General features: G+C 59.3%; 17 protein-coding genes and 2 tRNA genes. 6 read left to right on the top strand and 13 right to left on the bottom strand.

The features are described from left to right. Positions 1-145 precede the first annotated feature (145 nt). From rplL to CKA38_RS06815, 9 genes are all read right to left on the bottom strand, one after another. On the bottom strand, positions 146-526 hold the full coding sequence (gene rplL, locus CKA38_RS06855; protein WP_108824815.1) for a 50S ribosomal protein L7/L12: 381 nt from the start codon (positions 524-526) through the stop codon (positions 146-148). A 204-nt stretch (positions 527-730) separates the two neighbouring features. Further along, positions 731-1264, bottom strand: coding sequence for a 50S ribosomal protein L10 (gene rplJ / locus CKA38_RS06850; RefSeq protein ID WP_108824814.1), 534 nt, complete (start codon positions 1262-1264; stop codon positions 731-733). A gap of 16 nt (positions 1265-1280) precedes the next feature. Then, a complete protein-coding gene (gene rplA / locus CKA38_RS06845; protein WP_108824813.1) occupies positions 1281-1976 on the bottom strand; it encodes a 50S ribosomal protein L1 in 696 nt (231 codons plus the stop codon). 210 nt (positions 1977-2186) lie between these two features. Continuing rightward, complete coding sequence (rplK, locus tag CKA38_RS06840; RefSeq protein ID WP_108824812.1) at positions 2187-2612, bottom strand: 50S ribosomal protein L11; 426 nt, start codon at positions 2610-2612, stop codon at positions 2187-2189. A 117-nt stretch (positions 2613-2729) separates the two neighbouring features. Beyond that, positions 2730-3311, bottom strand: coding sequence for a transcription termination/antitermination protein NusG (nusG, locus tag CKA38_RS06835; protein ID WP_108824811.1), 582 nt, complete (start codon positions 3309-3311; stop codon positions 2730-2732). Between the two features lie 42 nt (positions 3312-3353). After that, complete coding sequence (secE, locus tag CKA38_RS06830; RefSeq protein WP_108824810.1) at positions 3354-3560, bottom strand: preprotein translocase subunit SecE; 207 nt, start codon at positions 3558-3560, stop codon at positions 3354-3356. A 99-nt stretch (positions 3561-3659) separates the two neighbouring features. Next, a tRNA-Trp gene (locus tag CKA38_RS06825) sits at positions 3660-3735 on the bottom strand. 84 nt (positions 3736-3819) lie between these two features. After that, the gene (gene tuf, locus CKA38_RS06820; protein ID WP_108824809.1) at positions 3820-5010 is read right to left on the bottom strand and encodes an elongation factor Tu; all 1191 of its coding nucleotides are present in this window, start codon (positions 5008-5010) and stop codon (positions 3820-3822) included. Between the two features lie 91 nt (positions 5011-5101). Continuing rightward, positions 5102-5177: transfer RNA gene (locus CKA38_RS06815), tRNA-Thr, on the bottom strand. Between the two features lie 282 nt (positions 5178-5459). On the opposite strand from CKA38_RS06815, the gene pepF reads away from it, so the two are divergent. Next, the gene (pepF, locus tag CKA38_RS06810) at positions 5460-7385 is read left to right on the top strand and encodes an oligoendopeptidase F (protein ID WP_236919210.1); all 1926 of its coding nucleotides are present in this window, start codon (positions 5460-5462) and stop codon (positions 7383-7385) included. Between the two features lie 309 nt (positions 7386-7694). On the opposite strand, the gene CKA38_RS06805 is transcribed toward pepF, so the two are convergent. The 3 genes from CKA38_RS06805 to CKA38_RS06795 form a co-directional block, all read right to left on the bottom strand. Next, positions 7695-8273: a Fur family transcriptional regulator gene (locus CKA38_RS06805; protein WP_108824808.1), complete on the bottom strand. Its 579-nt coding sequence runs from the start codon at positions 8271-8273 to the stop codon at positions 7695-7697. A 163-nt stretch (positions 8274-8436) separates the two neighbouring features. Continuing rightward, positions 8437-8763 carry an autotransporter outer membrane beta-barrel domain-containing protein gene (locus CKA38_RS16655; protein ID WP_108824807.1) on the bottom strand — a complete coding sequence of 109 codons (327 nt, stop codon included), beginning with the start codon at positions 8761-8763 and terminating at the stop codon, positions 8437-8439. Further along, positions 8748-12983, bottom strand: a complete 4236-nt coding sequence (locus tag CKA38_RS06795; RefSeq protein ID WP_161554781.1) for an autotransporter outer membrane beta-barrel domain-containing protein — start codon at positions 12981-12983, stop codon at positions 8748-8750. Before CKA38_RS06795 ends, CKA38_RS16655 begins: the two co-directional genes overlap by 16 nt. A gap of 374 nt (positions 12984-13357) precedes the next feature. Between CKA38_RS06795 and CKA38_RS06790 the strand changes: the two genes are divergently transcribed. Both CKA38_RS06790 and CKA38_RS06785 read left to right on the top strand, forming a co-directional pair. Continuing rightward, positions 13358-14692 (top strand): mechanosensitive ion channel family protein, encoded by a 1335-nt coding sequence (locus CKA38_RS06790; RefSeq protein ID WP_161554780.1) that lies wholly within the window; start codon positions 13358-13360, stop codon positions 14690-14692. An 87-nt stretch (positions 14693-14779) separates the two neighbouring features. Continuing rightward, the gene (locus CKA38_RS06785) at positions 14780-16195 is read left to right on the top strand and encodes a hypothetical protein (RefSeq protein WP_108824804.1); all 1416 of its coding nucleotides are present in this window, start codon (positions 14780-14782) and stop codon (positions 16193-16195) included. 63 nt (positions 16196-16258) lie between these two features. On the opposite strand, the gene CKA38_RS06780 is transcribed toward CKA38_RS06785, so the two are convergent. After that, positions 16259-17086, bottom strand: coding sequence for an alpha/beta fold hydrolase (locus tag CKA38_RS06780; RefSeq protein ID WP_108826463.1), 828 nt, complete (start codon positions 17084-17086; stop codon positions 16259-16261). A gap of 231 nt (positions 17087-17317) precedes the next feature. Here CKA38_RS06780 and CKA38_RS06775 point away from each other — a divergent pair, with 231 nt between their 5' ends. From CKA38_RS06775 to CKA38_RS06765, 3 genes are all read left to right on the top strand, one after another. Beyond that, positions 17318-18670 carry an alginate lyase family protein gene (locus tag CKA38_RS06775; protein WP_108824803.1) on the top strand — a complete coding sequence of 451 codons (1353 nt, stop codon included), beginning with the start codon at positions 17318-17320 and terminating at the stop codon, positions 18668-18670. A gap of 541 nt (positions 18671-19211) precedes the next feature. Further along, on the top strand, positions 19212-21815 hold the full coding sequence (gene mutS, locus CKA38_RS06770; protein WP_108824802.1) for a DNA mismatch repair protein MutS: 2604 nt from the start codon (positions 19212-19214) through the stop codon (positions 21813-21815). 22 nt (positions 21816-21837) lie between these two features. Continuing rightward, positions 21838-22224, top strand: coding sequence for a hypothetical protein (locus CKA38_RS06765; RefSeq protein ID WP_108824801.1), 387 nt, complete (start codon positions 21838-21840; stop codon positions 22222-22224). Positions 22225-22339: the final 115 nt, after the last annotated feature.

Raw genomic sequence — 22339 nt, 5'->3', positions numbered from 1 at the left:
GGCTCGCGACCGCGCATGGGTGGCGGAGGCGGTGGCAGCAGGCACTGACTGATTACGATTTTGAGAAAAGGCAAAGCACAGGCCGCCTTTATGAACGGCCTGTGCTGAAATAATGGAAAGGTGCTTCCAGTTGCGAACCAAGTTATTACTTGAGCTCGACTTTGGCGCCGGCGGCCTCGAGCTTCTTTTTGATCTCTTCGGCTTCGGCTTTGGAAACGTTTTCCTTGACGGGCTTCGGAGCGCCTTCGACGAGGTCCTTGGCTTCCTTGAGGCCCAGGCCGGTGATGGCGCGGACTTCCTTGATGGCGCCTATCTTGTTCGCTCCGGCTTCCTTGAGGACGACGGTGAACTCGGTTTGCTCCTCGGCGGGCGCGCCACCCGCGGCGGCTCCCCCGGCGACAACTGCGACGGCGGCGGCGGCGGAAACGCCCCACTTTTCCTCGAGGTCTTTGACGAGGGCGGCGAGTTCGATGACGGGCTGCGCGGACAGCCATTCGATGACTTGTTCTTTGGTGATGTTGCTCATGGTAATCTCCTGTCCTTGACTAGCGCCGGCAAAACAGGGCCGGGCGTTTAAGAGACGTATCCCCTAGTGGTCGGACGGTTGATGGTTTTTGTCTTTCGGCGCCGAAGCGCGAAAATGGTTTTGGTTTTGCGGATTGGTTGAATCGACTTAAGTCGACTTAAATCGATTTGAGTCGATTCAAGTCGAAAAAAGGCGGTGGAAAAATCAGGCGGCGGGCGCCTCGGCGGGTGCGGCTTCAGCAGCGGGAGCGGCGTCGCCCCCGTCCTTCTTGACCTTGGCGTCGAGGACGCGGACGAAGGCTGCGGCGTTGCTGGTGAGCAGGCTGAGGAAGGAGCTGCGGAGCTCGTTGAGCGAGGGCAGGTCGGCGATCTGCGAGAGGAAGTCGGCGGTGACGACTTTCTTCTCCATGATGCCGGTCTTGATTTCCAGGCGCTGTTTTTCCTTGAAGAACTGCTTGATGATCTTCGCCACGGCGGCGGGATTTTCACCGCCGACGAGGATCGCGGTCGGGCCGACGAAGGCGTCGTCACCGAGCTCGGGCAGGCCGAGGGCCTTGGCGGCGACTTTGAGCGAGCTGTTCTTGACGACGTGGAACTCGGCGTTTTCGGCGCGGAGTTTGGCGCGCAATTCGGCGACGTCGGACACGGTCACCTTCGTGTAGTTGGCGAGGATGACGTAATCGGATTTCTTGAGGTGTGTCTCGACCTCTGTGATAAGATATTGTTTTTCGGCTCTCATTGTGGTCGGGCTCCTTTTAGTATTTGTTGTATTCGGTGGAGACGAGGCGGACGCCGGGGCTCATGGAGGCGGAGATTGCCACGGTCTTGATGTAGTGGCCCTTGAAGGAGGCGGGCTTGGCCTTGCCGACGGCCTCGATCACGGCTTGCGCGTTCTCGACGATCTGCGCGGGCGTGAAGGAGCGTTTGCCGATGCCGACGCCGATGTTGCAGGTCTTGTCCATCTTGAACTCGACGCGGCCGGCCTTGACGGCCTTGACGCCGGCGGCGATGTCGTCGGTGACGGTGCCGCTCTTCGGGTTGGGCATGAGGCCCTTGGGACCGAGGATGCGGGCGAGCGTGCGAACTTTTTTCATGGCTTCGGTCGTCGCGATGGCGACGTCGAAGTCGAGCCAGCCTTCGCTGACCTTGGCCATCATGTCGTCGAGGCCGGCATGGTCGGCGCCCGCGGCGATGGCGGCGTCGGGTGCGTCGGTGAAGACGAGCACGCGGACTTGCTTGCCGGAACCGTGCGGGAGCGGCGTGGTGCCGCGAACCATCTGGTCGCCCTGGGACGAATCGACGCCGAGGCGGATGGAAAGCTCGACGGTTTCGTCGAACTTGGTTTTCGGAAACTTGGCGAGGACTTCAACGGCCTCGGCCAATGTATACCCCTTTGTGAGGTCAGCGACCTTTTGGGCGCTGCGGTAGCGTTTGCTTTGTTTTGCTGGCATTTTGGACTCCTTGCGGTGCGAACGTCCTTGTGAGGACTCCCGCGATTTGTGGGAAAAAGCCTGAAAGCCCGAAGGCTGAAGGCTGAAAGTAGAAAATGATTGTCGGTGGTTTTTTGCGGTTGTCTGGAACGTCGGGCTTTTGTTCTTCCTGCTTTCCGGCTTTTTTCAGCCTTCAGCCTTTCAGTCCTTCAGCCCTTCAAGTCATCGACTTTAGTCGGTGACTTCGACGCCCATGTTGCGGGCGGTGCCTTCGAGGATCTTGACGCCGGCCTCCTCGGTCAGGGCGTTCATGTCCTTCTGCTTGATTTTCCAGATTTCGGCGAGTTGCTTGCGCGTGACCTTGCCGACCTTGTCCTGGTTGGGACGGGCGGAGCCGCTGGCGATGTTGGCGGCCTTCTTGATGAGAACGGCGGCCGGGGGCGACTTGAGGATGAAGGTGAAGCTCTTGTCGGTGTAAACGGTGATGACCACGGGGAGGATCATGCCGTTTTGATCCTTGGTGCGGGCGTTGAAGTCTTTGCAGAACGCCATGATGTTGACGCCTTGGGCGCCGAGCGCGGGACCGACGGGGGGCGCGGGATTCGCGGCGCCGGCGGGAAGTTGGAGGCGGATGTAGCCTTGGATTTTCTTAGCCATGATGAGCGATGATTTTGATTTGGTTTTAGTTGCTTGCTTGATTTGTCGGGTTTTCGCCGCGGCTTAGAGGCGGGCTTTGGGAAAAACCTAAATCAATATCGGTGGTGAGAAGATGGTTTAGCTTTCCGTCATGCGCTGGACTTGCCAGTATTCGAGCTCGACCGGGGTGAAGCGGCCGAAGATTGAGACGGAGATTTTGAGTTTGCCGCGCTCGGGGTCGATTTCGTCGATGCGGCCGGTGAGGTTTGCGAAGGCACCGTCGGTGACCTTGACTTCCTCGCCGACTTCATAGGAGACCTTTGGCACTTCCTTGCCGTTGGCCGCCTCGATGCGCGCCCGGATTTCGTCCACCTCGGACTGGCGGAGCGCGGAGGGTTTGTCGCCACCGACAAAACCGATCACGCCGGCGACTTCCTTCACGAAATACCAAGGCCTGTTGATCAGCTTGTGATCCTGATCGTAGAGGCGCATGTGAATGAAGACGTAACCCGGATAGAGTTTGCGGGTGATTGTTCTCTTTTTGCCGTTCTTGACCTCGGAAACGACTTCCGTGGGCAGGAGCACCTCGTAGATGTAGTCATCAAGCTCCTCCTGCTTCTTGAACTTGTCTATGTAGACTTTAACCTTGTTCTCCTGGCCGGAGAGTGTGTGCAGGGCGAACCATTGGGCGTCTGCGGGAACGGTGGCGGTGTCTGACATGGGTGTTGGTTGCGGCGGCGGGCGGCGATGGAAGCGGACAGCTTAGCTGACGAGCTTGGTGCAGAGCGCGATGAGTTGGTAGAGCGAAAAGTCGCAGATGCTTGTGAACAGGCCGAGAAGCAACGAGGCGAAAATGACAACACCGGTGGACTGGACGAGTTCCGCGCGTGTGGGCCAGGTGCACTTTTTCAGTTCATCGACCATTTCGATGACGAAAATGCGGGTTTTGCTGAATATGTTAAATTTCATGGGTGCGGATTTCGGAATGTTTTTGTTCTCTGTCTTTCAGCTTTTCAGCCCTTCTGTCTAGTCAAGCTTCTCTCTTCGTTCGAAACAGTCTTTTTAAAGTGGCAGGCGCGGAGGGACTCGAACCCCCAACCGACGGTTTTGGAGACCGCTACTCTACCAATTGAGCTACACGCCTGTGATAATTGTTGTTTAGACGACGCAGCCGAGGCCCGTTTTGCGGAGCCCCGGCAGGTCGTTTAAGTTGGTTGCAAAAAACCGATTACTCGGTGATTTCGGTAATACGACCCGCGCCGATGGTGCGACCGCCTTCGCGGATGGCGAAGCGCTGGAGCTTTTCCATGGCGATGGGGGCGATGAGCTCGATGTCCACGCTGATGTTGTCACCAGGCATGATCATCTCGACACCCTTCGGGAGGTTCACAACGCCGGTCACGTCGGTCGTGCGGAAGTAGAACTGCGGGCGATAGCCGTTGAAGAACGGTGTGTGGCGGCCGCCTTCTTCCTTGGACAAGCAGTAGATCTCGGCCTTGGCCTTCTTGTGCGGGGTGATGGAGCCGGGCTTGGCGAGCACTTGACCGCGCTCGATGCCGTCCTTTTCAACACCGCGGAGGAGGATGCCGACGTTGTCACCGGCCTGGCCGCTGTCGAGAAGCTTGCGGAACATTTCGATGCCCGTAACGACGGAGTTGGCGGTATCGCGGAGGCCGACGATTTCGACGGGCTCGTTGACCTTGATGACGCCGCGTTCGATACGGCCGGTGGCGACGGTGCCGCGACCGGTGATCGAGAAGACGTCCTCGACGGACATGAGGAAGGGCTTGTCGTTTTCACGAACAGGCTCGGGAATGTCGGTGTCGATCGCGTTCATGAGGTCGGCGATGGCCTTTTCACCCTCGGGCGTGCCCTCGAGGGCGGCCGTGGCGGAACCGTGAACGATCGTGGTGGTGTCACCCGGGAACTGGTATTTGCTGAGGAGCTCGCGGATTTCCATGTCGACGAGGTCGAGGAGTTCCTTGTCGTCAATGAGGTCGACCTTGTTAAGGAAGACAACGATCGTGGGAACGCCGACCTGGCGGGCGAGGAGGATGTGCTCGCGGGTCTGGGGCATCGGGCCGTCAGCCGCGGAAACAACGAGGATCGCGCCGTCCATCTGCGCGGCGCCGGTGATCATGTTCTTGACGAAGTCGGCGTGACCCGGGCAGTCAACGTGGGCGTAGTGGCGCTTGTCGGTTTCGTATTCGACGTGCGAGACGGCGATGGTGACGATCTTGGAAGCGTCGCGGACGGTGCCGCCCTTTGCGATGTCGGCGTAGGACTTGACCTCCGCGAGACCTTTGCGAGCCTGGACAGCGAGAATCGCGGTCGTAAGCGTAGTTTTGCCATGGTCGACGTGACCGATGGTGCCGACGTTGACGTGCGGCTTTGTGCGTTCGAATGTTCCTTTAGCCATGATGTTCTTGAGTGAAGTTGTTGATGTTGGAGTTTGTAGTTTTTGACCCTCTGGATTAGCGTCGGAGAAGTCAACGACGGCCGTCTTCCAATGGAGCCCAGAACCGGATTTGAACCGGCGACCTCCTCCTTACCAAGGAGGTGCTCTACCAACTGAGCTATCTGGGCATACCAATAGAATGGGTCAAAAAACGAGAAAAAGAGTGGAGAACGTGGTGAGTGCACCAAGGGTCGTCAACTGAAAAGTTGGCCTTTTTGTGCGAAACCTAACCCGTTCCGGATACTCCAATCTGGAACTTGCCCGCCCTTTGGGAGCGGGAAGGACGCGGAGGAAAGCGCGCATTTTTGAAATGTCAACATGTCTGTGAATGCCCTCGGACCTTTTCCGCCTTCCGCATTTTCAAGCGTGACCCCGTGCGCGACACCGTGTTTCCTGTGCCACTTTACAACATGAAAAAACAAGCCTCCCGACTCACCCTCGCGTCGCGCGCGTGCCTTGCCGCCGCCTTCGCGTTTTCCCTCATCATGTCCTCAACCGCACTCGCCAAACCCGACACTCGCAACCGCGCCGAAATCCCCGACCAATACAAGTGGGACTTCACGCCCATCTTCCCGAACTGGGACGCATGGGAAGCCGCCATGAAGGACATGGAGGCCAAGATGAACGAATACGCCGCCCTCAAGGGCACGCTCGCCAACGGCCCCGAGGCCGTCCTCCGCGCACAGCTCCTCTCCGACGAAATTGGCAAGCTCAGCTACAAGACCTATTGCTACACCAGCCTCCAGCGCGACGTTGACCAGCGCGACAATTCCATGGACGCCAAACTCCAGCGCGTGCAGGCCCTCTTCGCCAAGTTCGGCACGCAAGCCTCGTGGTTCACGCCCGAGCTCCTCACCATCCCGCAGGCAACGATGGAAACATGGATCGCCACCACGCCCGCGCTCCAACCCTACCGCTTCCCGCTGCTCGACACCTACCGCCAGCAAAAGCACGTGCTCGACGAAAAAGGCGAAAAACTCCTCTCCTACTCCGCCCAGGCCAACGGCACCCCGCGCACCGTTTACCAAAGCCTCAGCACCGCCGACATCAAGTTCCCCGCCATCACGCTCTCCGACGGCGGCGAAGTCACGCTCTCGCCCGGCGCCTACATGCAGATCCTCAACACCAACATGAACCAGGCCGACCGCGCCAAGGCATTCGACGCCTACTACAAAACCTACACCGGCAACATCAACACCTACGCCTCCATCTACAACGGCATCATGCAACGCGACTGGTTTGTCGCGCGGGCCCGCAATTATTCGACGACCCTCGAAGCCGCGCTCGAGGGCAACAACATCCCCACCGCAGTCGTCGAAAACCTCATCGCCACCGCGCGCGCCGGCAACAAGCCGCTCCAGCGCTACCTCAAGCTCCGCAAAAAACTCCTCGGCCTCGACACCTACCACATTTACGACAACTACGTTCCCATCTACCACGTTGACAAAACCTACTCCTACGAGGACTCGCGCCGCCTCGCCATCGAGTCCATCGAGCCCCTCGGCGCCGAATACGGAAAACGATTCCGCGAGTTCGCCAACAGCAAGCAACTCGACGTCTATGAAAACGAAGGCAAGCGCTCCGGCGCCTACAGCATGGGTGTCTACGGAGTTGGTTCCTACGTGCTCCTCAATCACAACGACACGCTCGACGCCGCCTTCACCTACGCGCACGAGGCCGGTCACGCCCTGCACAGCATGCTCTCCGCCGAGAACCAGCCCTTCGCCACGGCCGGCTACACCATCTTCGTCGCCGAAGTCGCCTCGACCACCAACGAACGCTTCCTCCTCGACCGCCTGCTCAAGGAAACGACCGACCCGAAAGAACGCTTCCTCCTTCTCCAGCACGCCGTCGACTCGATCCTCGGCACCTTCTACCGCCAGATCGTTTTTGCCGACTACGAACTGCGCGCGCACCGCCTCGTCGAGGAAGGCCGCCCCATCACCGCCAAAGTCCTCACCGGCATCTACCGCCAGTGCCTCGCCGACTACTACGGCGACGCCATGACGGCCGACGAGCTCGAGTGCATGACCTGGGCGCGCATCCCGCACTTCTTCAACTCGCCGTATTACGTTTATCAATACGCCACCTGCTTCGCCTCCTCCGCGCAAATCTACAAGAAGATGACAACCGGCCCCGCCGCCTCGCGCCAGGCCGCCGTTGAGAACTACCTCACGCTCCTCAAGAGCGGCGGCAACGATCATCCCGTCGAGCAGCTCAAGAAGGCCGGCGTCGACCTGACCAAGCCCGAGGCCGTGCAAGCGGTCGTCGACCAACTCGACGAACTGGTCACGCAACTCGAACGCGAAGCCGCAAAGATCGAGTCGGGAAAGTAATACCAGAAAGCAATACCGTTTACGAATGAACTTCATTCTTTAGGCGTTCGTGAAGGCAGGGCGGTTTTAACAAAACCGCCCTGCTTGCCTCTCGCAGTTATCGGCGCGCCCAGCGAGTGCGCATGCCCGTTAAAGATCAAAACTCACTCATAAACGATTCACGTATCACGATGTTCTCCGGCGCTGTCGGAGGCATCGGCTCATCTCCCCCGCCCCGGCTCCCGCAACCCAATATAAAAAAGCCCCCGAAAGCACGGAGGCTTTCGGGGGACTGAAAATGTCAGGCAAGGCTGCCTTGATGATAATCGATTACACCTGCACGTTGTAAGTGCCGCGAGCAATCATGTCCTGCACGTTTTCCTGCATGTTCCTTCTGGCGGGCAGGATGTCTTCGCGGGGCATGTTATCCACGAAGAACTCAACGATATGGGAGACTTTTCCATGACCGGACTCACGAAGCTTGTCCTCGATCTTGGTGATCACGGCGCGGAGTTCGGCGGCGCTTTCAGCATCAAGCTCCTGCACTTCGTTGTCCTTTTTGAAGATAACGTGGTAGGGCGGAACGGTGTCGCTGGTGAGGGTGAGTTGGTAGGCGCTGGCTCCGTTGTGGAAATAGGTGAGGCGCACGAGGCCGATTTCCTGAAATACGGCGAGGCAGCGATACACTGTGACCAAATCGCAAGTGTCGGGCGGCAGGTCGGCATGTATTTGCTCAATGCTGGCCGGAACGGAGCGGTTGATCAACGAGTTGAGAATGGAAATCCGAGGCTGGGTGATACGCAGTCCCGCCTCTTTGAGACGGGCGCACGCATACTCAATCGACGTTTTGGATGTCTGGCTTGGCTGGGCAATGGCCAGCGGATGATTGGTCTGGGTGGATGCGATCATGATGGAAATTGAAAGCGTATTATGTGTTGTGCAGTTATTTGAAAAAGCAATGCAATAATTTTGTATAAAAGGAAATCGTCAACCACAAAATACCTTATCGCATTGCTAGTCAACACAATACATGGTTAATAGCAAATTTAAGTTTTTTTAAACAAGCCCTGTTTTACCATGTGCTGCGATAACCAAAGTTGATAGCCCAAGGGCGTTTATAGTCCTGAGCCTTGGCATATTCGTAATCAAGATACAATTGGCTCTTTCGGTTGATAACCCACGAGCAACCGATGCCGGCCTCGTAGCGGGTGCCGTCCAAGTCAGCGGTGTAATATTGCGGGTATCCGGGGCTGCCGGCCCGGATGCGTCCGCCTTTTGTGGATGTGCTGGCCGCGGCCAAGCGGATGTAGGGCTTGAGTTTTGATCCGGGGCGATCGTATCCCGTCCGAATGGCGGCGCGAGCCTGCCTGACATTGGCGTCAGCTATCTTGACCTCCATCGGGTCGGCGTTGCCAAGCTGCGACTCGTGGGAATAGTATTATAGGTTTTGCCATTGATGACGGCGATGGAGAGTTGCGCGGAAGGCTCAACCCACCAGCCGGAGTTTTTAAATCTTATGACCTTGCCGACCTCCTGCGAAAGCCCCCAAGCCGCGTTGTTGTATTCGACGCTAGTTTGCTGGCCGTCGAGAGCGCGGGCATGGATTTTGTTACTGTTCCGTGTAATGAGCAGCGAGGTGTCGCCATACCAGCCGTTGTCCTTGAGGTAACTGAAATAGAAACCGAGGCCGACGCTGTTGGTTTCGCCGTCACCGCGGATGTCGAAGTCGCGATCAACATTGGAAATGACAGCATAGGCGCCAAGGAGGTATTGGTTGTCCTCCCAACGGAAGGTCTTGTCGTAGCCGGAGGCAATTCCCGCGACGGTTTCATCAAAGGGATCGGTGGCCACGCTGATGTCGGCTTCAAGGTTATAGGCATTGGCGCGCAGCCACATGTTGCCGCCCTTGGAAGTAACGGTGGTATAGGCGAGCGGGGACTGGCGTTTTTCGGGCGGAGCCATGAGCGCTTCCTGTCGCAAATCGCCCATGCGCTGGCGGACGGAGTCGAGCTGGTAGTGCCATTCAAGCCCCGCGACGCTGGCGGTGGAAAGAACCGCGTCGCCAAGGTTGCTCAACTCATCCGTGGCGGCGAGATACCAGACATTGGGATTTTCCGGCGTGAGCAGGCCGCCGACGCCCTGCCTGACCATGAGGCGCCCCATGCCCACTTCAGTGGTGCCGCTAAAGGTGAGCGTGTTGCTGATGGTATAATTGCCTTCATCGAGCTCGATAATCACAAGGGATTTGCGGGTCTTGTCGGGAGTGACCTTGTCAATGTTGATGGCCTTGACAACATACTCGCCGTCGAGGGTGCCGGAAAGGATGAGTTTGTCAGCTATGCCGGAATTGTAATCGGAACGGACAAAAATAGTGCCCGTAACCGCATTGGTGGTGGTGCCGACGAAATTGGTGATATGCACCGAGGAAGGGATGTAGCCGGATTCGGGGAAGGAGGAGCCGGTGCGTAACACGCCGTGATTCATCACGTTTTTGATATTTTGATTATAACCGCCGAGGTCGAGAGTGGCGCCAGTTTCGATATTAAAAGCGCCGATGCTGTCGAAATTGTTGGCCGCGCCAGAAATGAGCGTGCCCTTGCTAATCTGGACGGTGCCCGAGTAAGTGCTGCCACCGTCAAGGGTGACTTCAGCGGTGCCGGTTTTGACAATGACGCCGTCACCAGCAAGCGATCCGCTAAAGGTATAATCGACGGCGGTGTTGAAGATAAAAGTGCCGCTGGTGAGGATGTTGCCTTTGATTTCAGGCCGGGCTGAACGATTTGGTTCATCTTCGTCAGAGTCATCCTCGGATATTGAATTCTCAAAAATGAAGACGTTTTCGTTGACGACATTGCCGTAAAGGGTGCCTGTGTGGAGCATGGTGCCGGAGGGCTTGACGTAAATCCCAAGACTGCCCGCAGTTCCGCCGCCGATCACAGAAGAAACATCGCTCACCAGCAATCCCTCCTCCACAATGGTCTGTCCGGTGTAGATGTTGTTTGTGCCGGTCAATACGAGGGTGCCCGTGCCTGTCTTGGTGAGGGTTTTGCCATCCCAGCCGTTATACCAAGCAGTGGAGACATCGTTGTCCGAAAGGCTGGAGGCAAGGGTGAAGGTGCCGGAGTCGACATAAAACGTGCCGTGCGCGCTTTGATTCGCGGTGCTTTCCCACACGAGCGATGACTTGAGGACAATTTGATTCTCGTAATCAGTGCCACTGGTGGAAACGTCAGTAAAAACGAGAAATTTCGACTCATCGACAGCGTCAAGGGAGACGTTGTTAACGACGAGCGCGTAGTTGCGCTCGATTGTAGTGCCGGAAACAACGAGGGTGTGCGTCGCCTCCCTGTCGTAACTGCTGATATTGCCGTAGCCGGCTATATTGATCGTGGAACTCGTCGTGGTGCTGAGTTCGCCGACGTCGAGGGCGGTGGTGTCGGTGATGCTGAGGTTGAGCGTGGTGTCGGCGGCGACGACAAGGGTGCCGGTGACCTTAAGCTGGTTATTGCCGCCGATGGCAAGCGAGCCTTCCTGAATGTGAATATTGCCCGCAGTTCCGGTGCCGAGCACGGCCATGTTTGTGGAGGTTTTGTAAACATTGACGGTGTTGCGGATGGTGCCCGTAAAATCGCCCGAAACCAGGGTGAGATCGTATCCCTGCATGTCTATGGTGCCGACACCGTTTAGGCTGGCAATGGTGCGGTTAGCCGAGCCCGAACGATAGACGCCCGTGCCGATGATATTGAGCGTGGAATTGTCGGTAATGTTGCCGATGAGGGCGCCCGCGTCGATTGTGGTGGGTCCCGTGTAGGTGTTGCTGCCTGTAAGCTCAAGAAGTCCGGCTCCCGTTTTGTAGAGCTCTCCGGCGCCAACAAGGTCGACGTCGAGTTTCGTGGCCGTGTCAAACGCGGCGGGCGCCCCGGTGCCGGTGGCGTTGACCTTAAACGTGCCGGTGATTTCCACAGCACTGTCCGGGGTGGCGGAAATGCTGCCGTAATAGGCGACGAGAGTGGTATCATCAAAACGGATTTTGCCCGCGCCGCCAGTTACATCACCATTACTGTCGATTGTTGTAAGCGCCAGGGTGCCGGAGCCATAGTTCGAACTGATCGCAATGGTGGAGCTTTCCACAATGAAGGATTGGGCGACGATACCGCCATCGACCATGAGCGTGGAATAATCGGAAAGCGTCACCGTGCCGCCGACGTAGGCCGCGGAGGATGTCTGCGGAGCATTGCTTCCGGAAATCGTGTTTCTATAGATTGTGATCGTGCTCTCCGATCCCGACATTACGAGGTTGCCTTTTGTGTAAATGGCGCCGCCGAGTGAACCGGTGCCGGAAGTGTTGCCGGTAATCGTCACGCTGCCTGACATGGTGACATCACCGCCGGCATAAATCACACCGCCATTTGATCCGGAAACATTATCAGCAAAGGTCATGGCGCCATCCAGCGAGACATCACCGCCAGCATAAATCGCGCCGCCCTCACCTTTGGCTGTGTTATTGATGAAGGTTCCCGAAATCGCGGCAACCGTGCCTGTGGACGTCGACGTAGTGATGTTAAAATCACCGCCGGCATAAATCACACCGCCATTTGATCCGGAAACATTGTCAGCAAAGGTCATGGCGCCATCCAGCGAAACATCACCGCCAGCATAAATCACGCCGCCGGAAGCGGCCGCGGTGTTGCTGACAAATGTCATCGAACCCTTAATATCGGCGTCTTTTAAAGCGAATATCGCGCCACCTTCGGCACCGGATTGGTTGCCGTAAAAAGTGCCTGTGAAGCGTATGTTGGTGCCCGTGACATCGCCAAGGCTTACATTGCCTTCGCTGTAAATGGCGCCACCTTGCTGCCCGGCATTGTTGTAGATGAACACGAGGTTGATCCAGTTGTTGCTTCCGCTGGCCGGGACAATGGCATTAAAATCGCCGCCGGTGGCGATGGCGCCGCCTTGCGCGCTAGTCGTGTTGGTCAGGAAATACATTCCACCGTAAGTGCCGGAGACTCCAAAAGTGAGATTTGAATCGCTTCCCGTATGAAAAGCGCCACCGGCCAATGTGCCGGATGTCGAACCCGAGAATGTAACGACAGTGTTGTCCTCCGTGCGGAATGCAAAATCAACATTGTCCGCGACTTCAAATCGCTGATCCAAAAAATCACGCTGCCCCCCGCTGGCGCTATTACTGGCAAGCGTCAACTCCGACGAACCAGTAATCAAAAAAGAGCCGTCATTGATCGCGCCACCGCTAAAATGCCACGAACCGGAAGCGATAATCATCCCAGGATTGGTGCCGCTGGCACCGGTCGTGACGCCCGAGCTCGAAATCACAACACGATAACCCGTGCCGGTAACCGTGCCGTCGGCGTCGACGCCGAACACCACCGCGTCGCCGTCGGCAAACTTGGCGCTGCTTCCAGTGCTGGCGCTGGTCCAGTTTTCCGCCGAGAGATCCCACGCCCATGATGCGTCGGTGCCGCTTGGCGGGGTCCAGATGACGGTGTCCGCTGCAAAGGCGGGGACGGCGGCCAGGAAAAAGGCAAGGCCGGCGACCGCGGCGAGAGAGGCGCGCGCGAAGGCGGCAAAACGGACGAATCGATGCGAGGTTTGTCTCATAAAAATAGGATGGGTGCGGGCAATTGCAGTGCTGGTCCGGTGCGGAGGCGGTTGTTGGCGTGACGGCGGGTTATGCCTCATTCACGCGCGCGGGAGCAATCACTCGAGGCGCGCCTTTTGATGCGGCGTGTGATTGCACTGGCGGAAAACTGGTGGCGATGCGACCGGACATGTTCGGTGGAAAACAAAGACGAGAGTTGAAAAACGCAATATGGATTTTGCAGGAACTGCATGCGCGAATCGTTTGTGGCAAATTGAAATGTGATAGGAGGGCGCGAAAACTTGTTCCGCGTTTTTTGGGCGGCGCGCAAAAATGGCCGGCCCGCCACTGCGCCTTGACAGGCCGCGGCACTCGGCTGCAAAAACGCTTCATCATGAAAAAACGCCACTTGAGCCGTTTTCGCCTGGCCGTGCCCGCGCTGCTCCTTTCCTTCGGCTTGTTATTTGCCGGGGTTGTGGTTTTCGGGCAAAGCCGCAGCGTGCCGGAACCCGAGCCCCCGCCTTCCGCGACGACGGCGGCGCAACAAGCAGCATCCGGCAATGATGCCGCCGCCGCGGCCGTCGCGGGCGGCTACGTGGACACGGAGCTGCCCGAGTTCATCAGGGAAACGGCCGACACGATTCTTGCCTTTTTCGACGTTCAAAAAACCGGCAACTCCTGGCAGCGCCTCGTGCTCGCCGCCGCGATCATCGTCGCTTTTTACCTGATGCGCCGGCTGCTGCTGCCGGCTGTGTTTTTTCTGCTCAAAAAACTGGCCGGGCGCACGACATGGACGTTTGACGACAGGGTGGTCGACGCCGCGGAACCGCCCTCCGCGCTCTTCCTGATGCTCTCGGGCATTTACGTGGCGGTGCTCACGCTCGACTACGCGCCCCCGGTGAGCAAAGCCATCGGCAGCACGGCCACGCTGCTTTTCTCGGTGACTTTTTTCTGGCTGTTGCTGCGCCTGCTCAACGCCGGGCTCGACTACATGCACACGAAGGCGGCCCAACGCGGCGCGGGCATCGCATTGTATATGCCGTGGATTCGAAAAACGCTCGTGGGCATCTTCGCCGTGGCCTCGGTGCTGACCATCGCGCAAAACGTGTTCGGCCTGGAAATCCAGGCGTTCATCGCCGGCCTCGGCATCGGTGGTCTCGCGCTCGCGCTCGCGGCGCAGGACACCGTCGCGAATGTCTTCGGCGCGGCGGTGGTCGCGGTCGACCAGCCTTTCAAAATCGGCGAGTCCGTGCAACTGGCGGGACACTCCGGCACGGTCGAGGACATCGGAATCCGCTCCATGAAACTGCGCCGTCCCGACAAGGCGCTCGTCATCATTCCCAACAAAACCGTGGCGTCGGAATCGATTGTGAACCTCTCGAAGTTCACCAACCGCCGCGTCGAGCAGGTGCTCGGCTTCACCTACGACAGCACGCCCGACCAGATGGCGGCAATCGTCGACGACATCCGCGCGCTGATAAAAGCGGAGTCCGACGTGCTGCCCAATTCCGAGATGGTGTATTTCCGCGACTTCAGCGCATCGTCGCTCGACATGTGGATCGTTTACGTGACCCGCGAGCCGGACTTCGCAAAACAAATGGCGCTGCGCCAGCGGTTGAACCTCGCGTTCATGCGCGCCGCCGCCGCGCGCGGGCTTTCGTTCGCCTTCCCCACCCAGACAATCGACCTCGCGCCCTCCGCGATGAAGGCGCTCGGGAAAAACCAGTGACGCCCGCCATAACGCCGTTTCGAGCCAAAACAATCCGTCCCGATAAAAAAGCTTCGCCCTGCGCCCCGCCGATGCTTTTCTCGCGGCATGGGATTTTTTGACCGCTTTACCTCCAAGAAAAACAATTCCGGTGAAACCACGCCGGCGCCCACGCCCGCCGCCGCGCCCGTTGACGGCGAAACACCCGCGCCCGCCCCCTCCTCGCCGGAAAGCGTTTTGCAAGGCACAATTAAAACCCGGTTGCTCGCCGCCCATGAGAAATTGCAGGCGCGCGATCTCCCCGGCGCGATGGCCGTCTACGAGGAGCTGCTCCAAACCGCGGGCGACCGCGCCGACGTGCTCGTGACAATCTCCGCCGACCTTGGCACCGCGGGCTACATTCCGCAAATCATCGAGCTCGTCGCGCCGCGTTACGATGCCGAGCGCCACGGCCCCGCCACCGGCATCAACCTCCTCCAAGCCTACCTCGCCACCAACAACACCGCCGCCGCGCAACACGTGCTCGACATCCTCTTCGCGCTCAACCGCGCCGACCTCGAGGAGCGCCTTCACGGCTTTTCCAACGCCCTCGCCGAGCTCATCGAAGCCGAAAAACGCGGCGATCTTCCCGCGCCCGCGCACAGCCCCGACGGAAACCCGGCAAACACGCGCAAGACCATCAACCTCGTCAGCATTTCGCGCCCGATCTGGTCCTACGGAATCGAGGAGCTTCCCGGCGTGCTCCCGTCGCCCAAGCAAAACCCGAAACTGCGGCACATCGCGTTCGGGCAACTTTCCATCCTCGGCATCAAGACCGAGGACGCCCTCGAAAAATCAAAGCAGCCCGAGGACGAACTGGCCCGCTTCACGCGCGGCTTCCCCCTCTGGCTCTCGGAAACATTTTATTACAGCCCCCACTACAACCCCATCGCGGCGCTCGCCCTCTTCGACAAGGACTACTACGCCATTTTCCCCGTCGAATGGACCAAGTCCAACATCGAGCAACTCGTCGCCTCCAGCAACGGCAAGCTCGATTATGTCATCACCGGCGCGGTTGAAAAAAAGGACGACACAACCGAGATACTTCTTCGCGTGTGGGAGGTGAAAAAAATGCGCGAACGAAAACAATTCCACACCAAGTGGACCTCCGCCACCGCCGACACCGAGCTCGCCAAACTCCACGAACAAATCCGCCTCTTCATGGAATGGCAGCAGGAACCCGGCGCGCCCGCCTGCACGATGCCCGCGCGCCCCGAAGCCTGGTGCCAGACGCTTGGCGCCTCGCTCAGCTTTTTCCTCGCGGACAAAAACGCGATTCCCGCCGGGCAGGTTTCCATGCCCGCCGAGACGCTCGCACTCGCCGCCAAACACGCAGCTGATTCCGAGCGCGAAACATTCGCCTATCTCACGCTCGTGGACCGCGCGCAACGCATCGGCATGAACGAGGCGCTTCCCGCCAGCGCGCCCTCACTCGCCGCCACTCCGCTCGTCGAGCAGGCGAAACAAGTGCTCGGGTTGCAGTAGGCCCAAAAAAGCAAAGCCACACTTCCCGCGGGAGCGTCGCTTGCAACGCGCCCCCGCGTGTCGTCACTCCCTCAAAAACGATTCCGCCAGGCGCACAAATTCCGCGCGGGTTTCCATGTGCGGATTGTGGCCGGACGCGGCGATGGTTTCGATGCGCGCATTCGGAAAATGCCGCGCGATCACTCGGCGATCATCCGATCCCTCCGCGGTGTTCACGTAGCTTGATTTGCCTCCCGTCACAAAAAGCGCGCCGCCATCAAACCGTTCGCCCTCGCGAAGCGGATTCGCCTCCAGCTCCGGCAACGCCGCCGTGATCACGGGCAGATTGATCACCCACTTCCAACCTCCGCCATTCGCGCCGCCCGCTTCATCACGCTCAAGATTTGTCGTGAGAAATTTCCGCATCGCCCAATCGCCCACGCGCGCCTCGAAGCGCATCTCCGCCTCGGCCCTCGACGAAAGCGCGCGCAAGTCGAGCTCGTTCATCGCCGCGAACTCGTTGCGATGCGCAATCGACAAATAATCCTTCGGCGCAATATCCACCACAATCAACCGCTCCACGCGCTCCGGATGACGACACGCCATCGCCATCGCCACCTTGCCGCCCATGCTGTGCCCCATCAGCGAAACGCGCCGCAACCCGCGCGCATCCATCCACGCCAGCACATCCGCGACCATCGCATCATAGCTCATCTCGTCCGCGTGCGACGAACGTCCGTGATTGCGCAAGTCCAGCGCCAGCACATGTCCCGCGCCCGCCCTCGCCAAATCGCCGCCCGTCGTCTGCCAGTTTCGAGACGCCCCCAGCAACCCGTGCAGCACCACCAGCGGCGGCCTTCCCTCGCCACCCAAATCCCGGCAGAATAAATCGACGGTGTTCGTGCTGTTCATTTTGGCATTGTTGTTGAACCGCAAAACGTGAAGACGCAAAAAAATACCAACCACGAAAATGCGCAGAAACAAAAACCGCGAAAACGATCCCCTCACGGCAACACACCTCATTAACTTCCGCGCCTTCCGCCCTTCCGCGTTTTAGCGATCAAAAAAAACGCCTTTCCCCTTCCCTCCCCCGCCTCCATCATCAGTCTTTCGTTTTTCTTTTTTTAACTCCCATTCCGCGCCATGTCCCAAAAACCCGCCGCCCCGCACCCCGCATCCATCTCGCTTTTATCTTTGCTCGCATGTCTGCTGATTTGCGCCGGGTGCGACGACGGCGCGCGCAATCATCCCGTCGAAACCGCGCGCGCGGCCGGCTCCGAACCGGTCGTCTCAATCACAACGCCCGCGCTGCCCGGCTTCGACCTCGCGCGCCATGAATACGCGCGCACACTCCGCCTCGCCGACGCCGCGCTCGCCGCCGAACCGGCGACAATCGTCGCGGCGCGCAACCCGCGCAGCGCCGGCGGCGCGCACGACTTTTCCTCCGAGGGCGACTACTGGTGGCCCGATCCGAAAAACCCCGACGCGCCCTACGTGCAGCGCGACGGCATGACAAACCCGGACAACTTTGTCGCACACCGGCGCTTGATGATGGAGTTCTCGCGCAACGTCTCCGCGCTTGCCGCCGCCTACAAACTGACTCGCGAGGAGCGCTACGGCGCGGCGGCGGTGGAGCACTTGCGCGCGTGGTTCGTGACGCCGGAGACGCGCATGAACCCGTCGCTCGAATACGCGCAGTCGATCAAGGGCCGCCACACCGGGCGAGGCATCGGCGTCATCGACACGCTGCACCTCGCCGAGGTGGCGATGGCCGTCGTCGCGTTGCGCGGCGCGGGCGCGGAACAGCTGGACAACGCGGTGGCCTTCACGCCCGAAACCGACGCCGCGGTGACCGCGTGGTTTCGCGACTACCTGCGCTGGATGCGCACGCACAAATACGGCATCGACGAGAGCAACGCCAAAAACAACCACGGCACCTGCTGGACATTGCAGGCCGCGTGCTTCGCGCGCGTGACCGGCGACACCGCCGTGCTCGACGAATGCCGCGCGCGGCTCGTGACGCTCCACATCCCAAACCAAATGGCCGACGACGGAAGTTTCCCGCGCGAACTCGCGCGCACCAAACCCTACGGCTACTCGATCTTCAACCTCGACGTCATGTGCGCGCTCGCGCGCGTGCTGAGCACACCCACTATCATAACCGATATTGAAAAACGTTCGGACAGAAGTTCCACCAGTTCGGTGACAATAGGTAACAACTACATGGCATGGCGCGTCTCCGCAACCGATGATCGTGGCATGATCAAGGCGGTCGCCTACCTCGCGCCCCATTTGGCGGACAAATCGAAATGGCCGCTCAAGCCCGACGTGATGTATTGGAACGACTGGCCGGTGCGCCAGCCCGCGCTCCTCTTTGGCGCGATGTCCGCGGGCAACGAAACCTGGCTCGCAACATGGAAGCAGCTCGACCCCGATTGCATGGTCGAGGAAGTGCAGCGCAACTTCCCCATACGCCACCCCGTGCTCTGGTATTAAAAACGCATCCCAAGCCGGCAAAACCGAAAGAACGTTGGTGCGCGCGAAAACGTGCAGGCCTCCCAAAACTCCGTGGATCTCCGCAAACAATCCCGAAAAGTTCACCGCTGAAACGTATGATTCGCCTATGCGAAAAGGCGTTCATACCACCAATCCATTTAGCCACTCTACGAGTCCGCGAGTAGCCTGACAAAAGGAACGAAAACAATCCCCGCCCCGGCTGAAATTTTACGCGCGCCTATAGGCGCCTCGAAACACTGAATGGCCGGACGGAAATTTTGCGCCTTTTTGCGGCCAAAAATTCCGATCCCTTGTCAGGCCGCTCGCGGACTCATAAAGCGCCTCTTTGCATCCATTCCTTTCGCTTGCGGCTGCGCCGCGCTGAGTCCCTTGTGTTCCTCTCTTCATCCCTAAAATTTCCGCGCCTTCCGTCCTTCCGCGCTTCCGCGATTAAAAAAATTATCGCCTTTTTCCTTCCCGCCCCCGCTCCCTCCGTTACCTTTTCGCTTTTCAATTTCCGCACACCTTTCCACGCCGCATCATGTCCGCCAAACCCGCCAGCTCAGCCGCATCACCCTCCGCCCCCGTCAAGCTCACCCCCATGATGCAGCAGTATGTTGACGTGAAACGCGGCCTGCCCCGCGACACACTGCTCCTCTTCCGGCTCGGCGACTTTTTCGAAATGTTCAACGACGACGCCGTCACCGCGTCGAAACTCATCGGCCTCACCCTCACCAAGCGCCAGGAAACCCCCATGTGCGGCGTCCCCGCGCACGCCGCCGACAACTACGTCGGCAAACTCCTCGCCCTCGGCAAAAAAGTCGCCATCTGCGACCAAGCCGAGCCCGCCAAGGCCGGCAAACTCGTCCGCCGCCAGCTCACCCGCATCCTCACCCCCGGCACCACGCTCGAAACCGCGCAAATCGACGCCGCCCGCAACCACTACCTCTGCGCCATCACGCACGACAAACACGGCCTCCACGCCGCCTGGCTCGACCTCACCACCGGCGAGTTCAAGGTCGCCACCGACACCCGCCCAGAAAACCTCCTCCCCATCCTCACCGCGCTCGACCCCGCCGAAATCGTCACCCCCGAAAACGCCCTCCCCGCCTGGCAAAACGCCGCGCACGACCACGCCAACCCGGCCCACGCCGCGCTTGCCGCGCTCGCCGGCTTCTGCGCCACGCGCCTCGTCACCGAACTCGCCCCCTACCAGTTCGAGCTCAACTCCGCGCCCGCCGCCATCGCCACCGCGCTCGGCGTCCTCAACCTGCAAGGCTTCGGCCTCGAAAACAACCACCCCGCCCTCGGCCCCGCCGCCGCGCTCGTTTATTACGCAACGGAAAACCTCTGCGCCAAACCCGAAAACCTGCGCAGCCTCCAGGAATACCGCCCCGCCAAAACCCTCCTCCTCGACCCCGCCACCCTCCGCAACCTCGAAATCTTCAACTCCACCCGAGGCACCCGCGACGGCTCGCTCCACCACGCCATCAACCGCTGCGCCACCCCCGCCGGCGCGCGCCTCCTCGAACGCTGGCTCGCCGCCCCCGCGCTCGACCTCGCCGAAATCCACCGCCGCCAAACCATCACCGGCGAGCTCCTCGCCATGCCCGGCTCGCTCTCCGCCCTCCGCGCCCACCTCCAAAACATCCGCGACATCCCCCGCATCATCGGCCGCCTCCAAAACCGCCTCCGCAACCCCCGCGAACTCGGCGGCGTGCGCGACACCCTCGCCCAACTCCCCAAAATCCACGACGCCCTCGCGCAATTCGCCCCCGGCACCACCACTCGCATCCAAAAGGAAAAAATCGACCTCCTCCCCGAACTCCACGCCCTCCTCGCCCGCGCCCTCGCCGACGAACTCCCCAACGACATCAACGAAGGCAACCACATCCGCGCCGGCCACGACCCCGAGCTCGACCGCCTCCGCGCCCTCACCACCGGCAACAAAACCTGGCTCTCCGACCTCGAGCGCGCCGAGCAGGAACGCACCGGCATTCGCTCCCTCAAGGTCAAATACACCGGCAATTTCGGCTACTACATCGAAGTCACCAAGGCCAACCTCCACCTCGTCCCCGCCGACTACATCCGCCGCCAGACAACCGTCGGCGGCGAACGCTACGTCACCGAGGCGCTCAAGCAAAAGGAAAAGGAAATCTTCCACGCCGAGGAAAATGCCCTCGCGCGCGAACTCGTCCTCTTCAACGAACTCGTCACCGCCGTGCTCGACGAATCCATCGCGCTCGTCCGCACCGCCGACACCCTCGCCGAACTCGACGTCCTCTGCGGCTGGGCCCAGCTCGCCCGCGAATGGGATTACGTTTGCCCCACAATCGACGAAACCGACGTCCTCGAAATCACCGAGGGCCGCCACCCCGTCGTCGAGCAAATGCTCAAAAATCCCTCTGCCGGAAGCCCGCAAACCTTCGTCCCCAACGACACACAACTCAGCTCAAGCGACGCGCAAATCGCGCTCATCACCGGTCCCAACATGGCCGGCAAATCAACCTACATCCGCCAAGTCGCGCTCATCACGCTCATGGCGCAAGTCGGCTGCTGGGTGCCCGCGAAAGCCTGCCGCATTGGCCTCGTTGACCGCATCTTCTCGCGCGTCGGCGCGAGTGACGACCTCGCGCGCGGCAACTCCACCTTCATGGTCGAGATGAACGAAACCGCGAACATCCTCAACAACGCCACCGACCGCTCGCTGATCATCCTCGACGAAATCGGCCGCGGCACCTCGACCTACGACGGCCTCAGCATCGCCTGGGCGGTGGTCGAGCATCTGCACCGCGACGAAACCCGCGGCCCGAGAACCCTCTTCGCCACGCACTACCAAGAACTCACCCAACTCGAAAAACATTTGCCCCGCATGAGAAACCTCAGTGTGGCGGTGAAAGAGTGGAACGACGAAATCGTCTTTGTGCGCCGCGTTGTCCCCGGCGCCGCCGACCGCAGTTACGGCATCCAAGTCGCGCGCCTCGCCGGACTCCCGCTAACAGTGATCGACCGCGCCAAGACAATCCTGGAAAAATTGGAAAGCGAAGACACCGACATCGAGCTGACCGCGCCAACACCCAAAGCGCGCCCGAAAAAGAAAATCACCGTGAAGCCAGAAGACGACGCGCAGATGAGTTTGTTGTAGGTTTTCATTTTTATTATATAATATGAAATTAATAACATTACTTATTTTCATAAAGGCCCTGATTCTATTAATATTCCCCATTGCCGCTATAAGCATTATAAAGGAAAACGAAAAGAAACAGGCGGTGGAATGGAAACATTGGGAAGAATCGGTTTATTCCCGCGTTAACAAGGATTCGCAATCAGGTGCGCCCGCCTCCTTTAAGGATAGCTCGCTGGAATATGCGATGATGCAGCTCTCATTGATCTCGAAGAAAGAAACAGCCAACCGGAAATTTTTCCAGGGCCTCTGTGTTGGCGCGGGATTTCTATTATTGTTGGACGGCGTTTTCATCCTAATTAGGGAAACCCGGCTGAAGAATAGAAAACCAAATTCAAGAAATACAAATTATCCGGCGCCCACATTATAAATCAGGCTTCGGCAAAATCCCCCGCGCCAACGGCGCGTCACAACTTAGCCCGGGGTGCCACTGCGGCACCCTGGGAACATAACCATAAAACACCACGCGCCCTGTCAGAGCGCGT

The organism is Ereboglobus luteus, from assembly GCF_003096195.1.
GTDB classification, from domain to species: domain Bacteria; phylum Verrucomicrobiota; class Verrucomicrobiia; order Opitutales; family Opitutaceae; genus Ereboglobus; species Ereboglobus luteus.
Note: the sequence above shows the minus strand (reverse complement) of the source record. Positions and strands in the feature narration are given on the sequence as shown.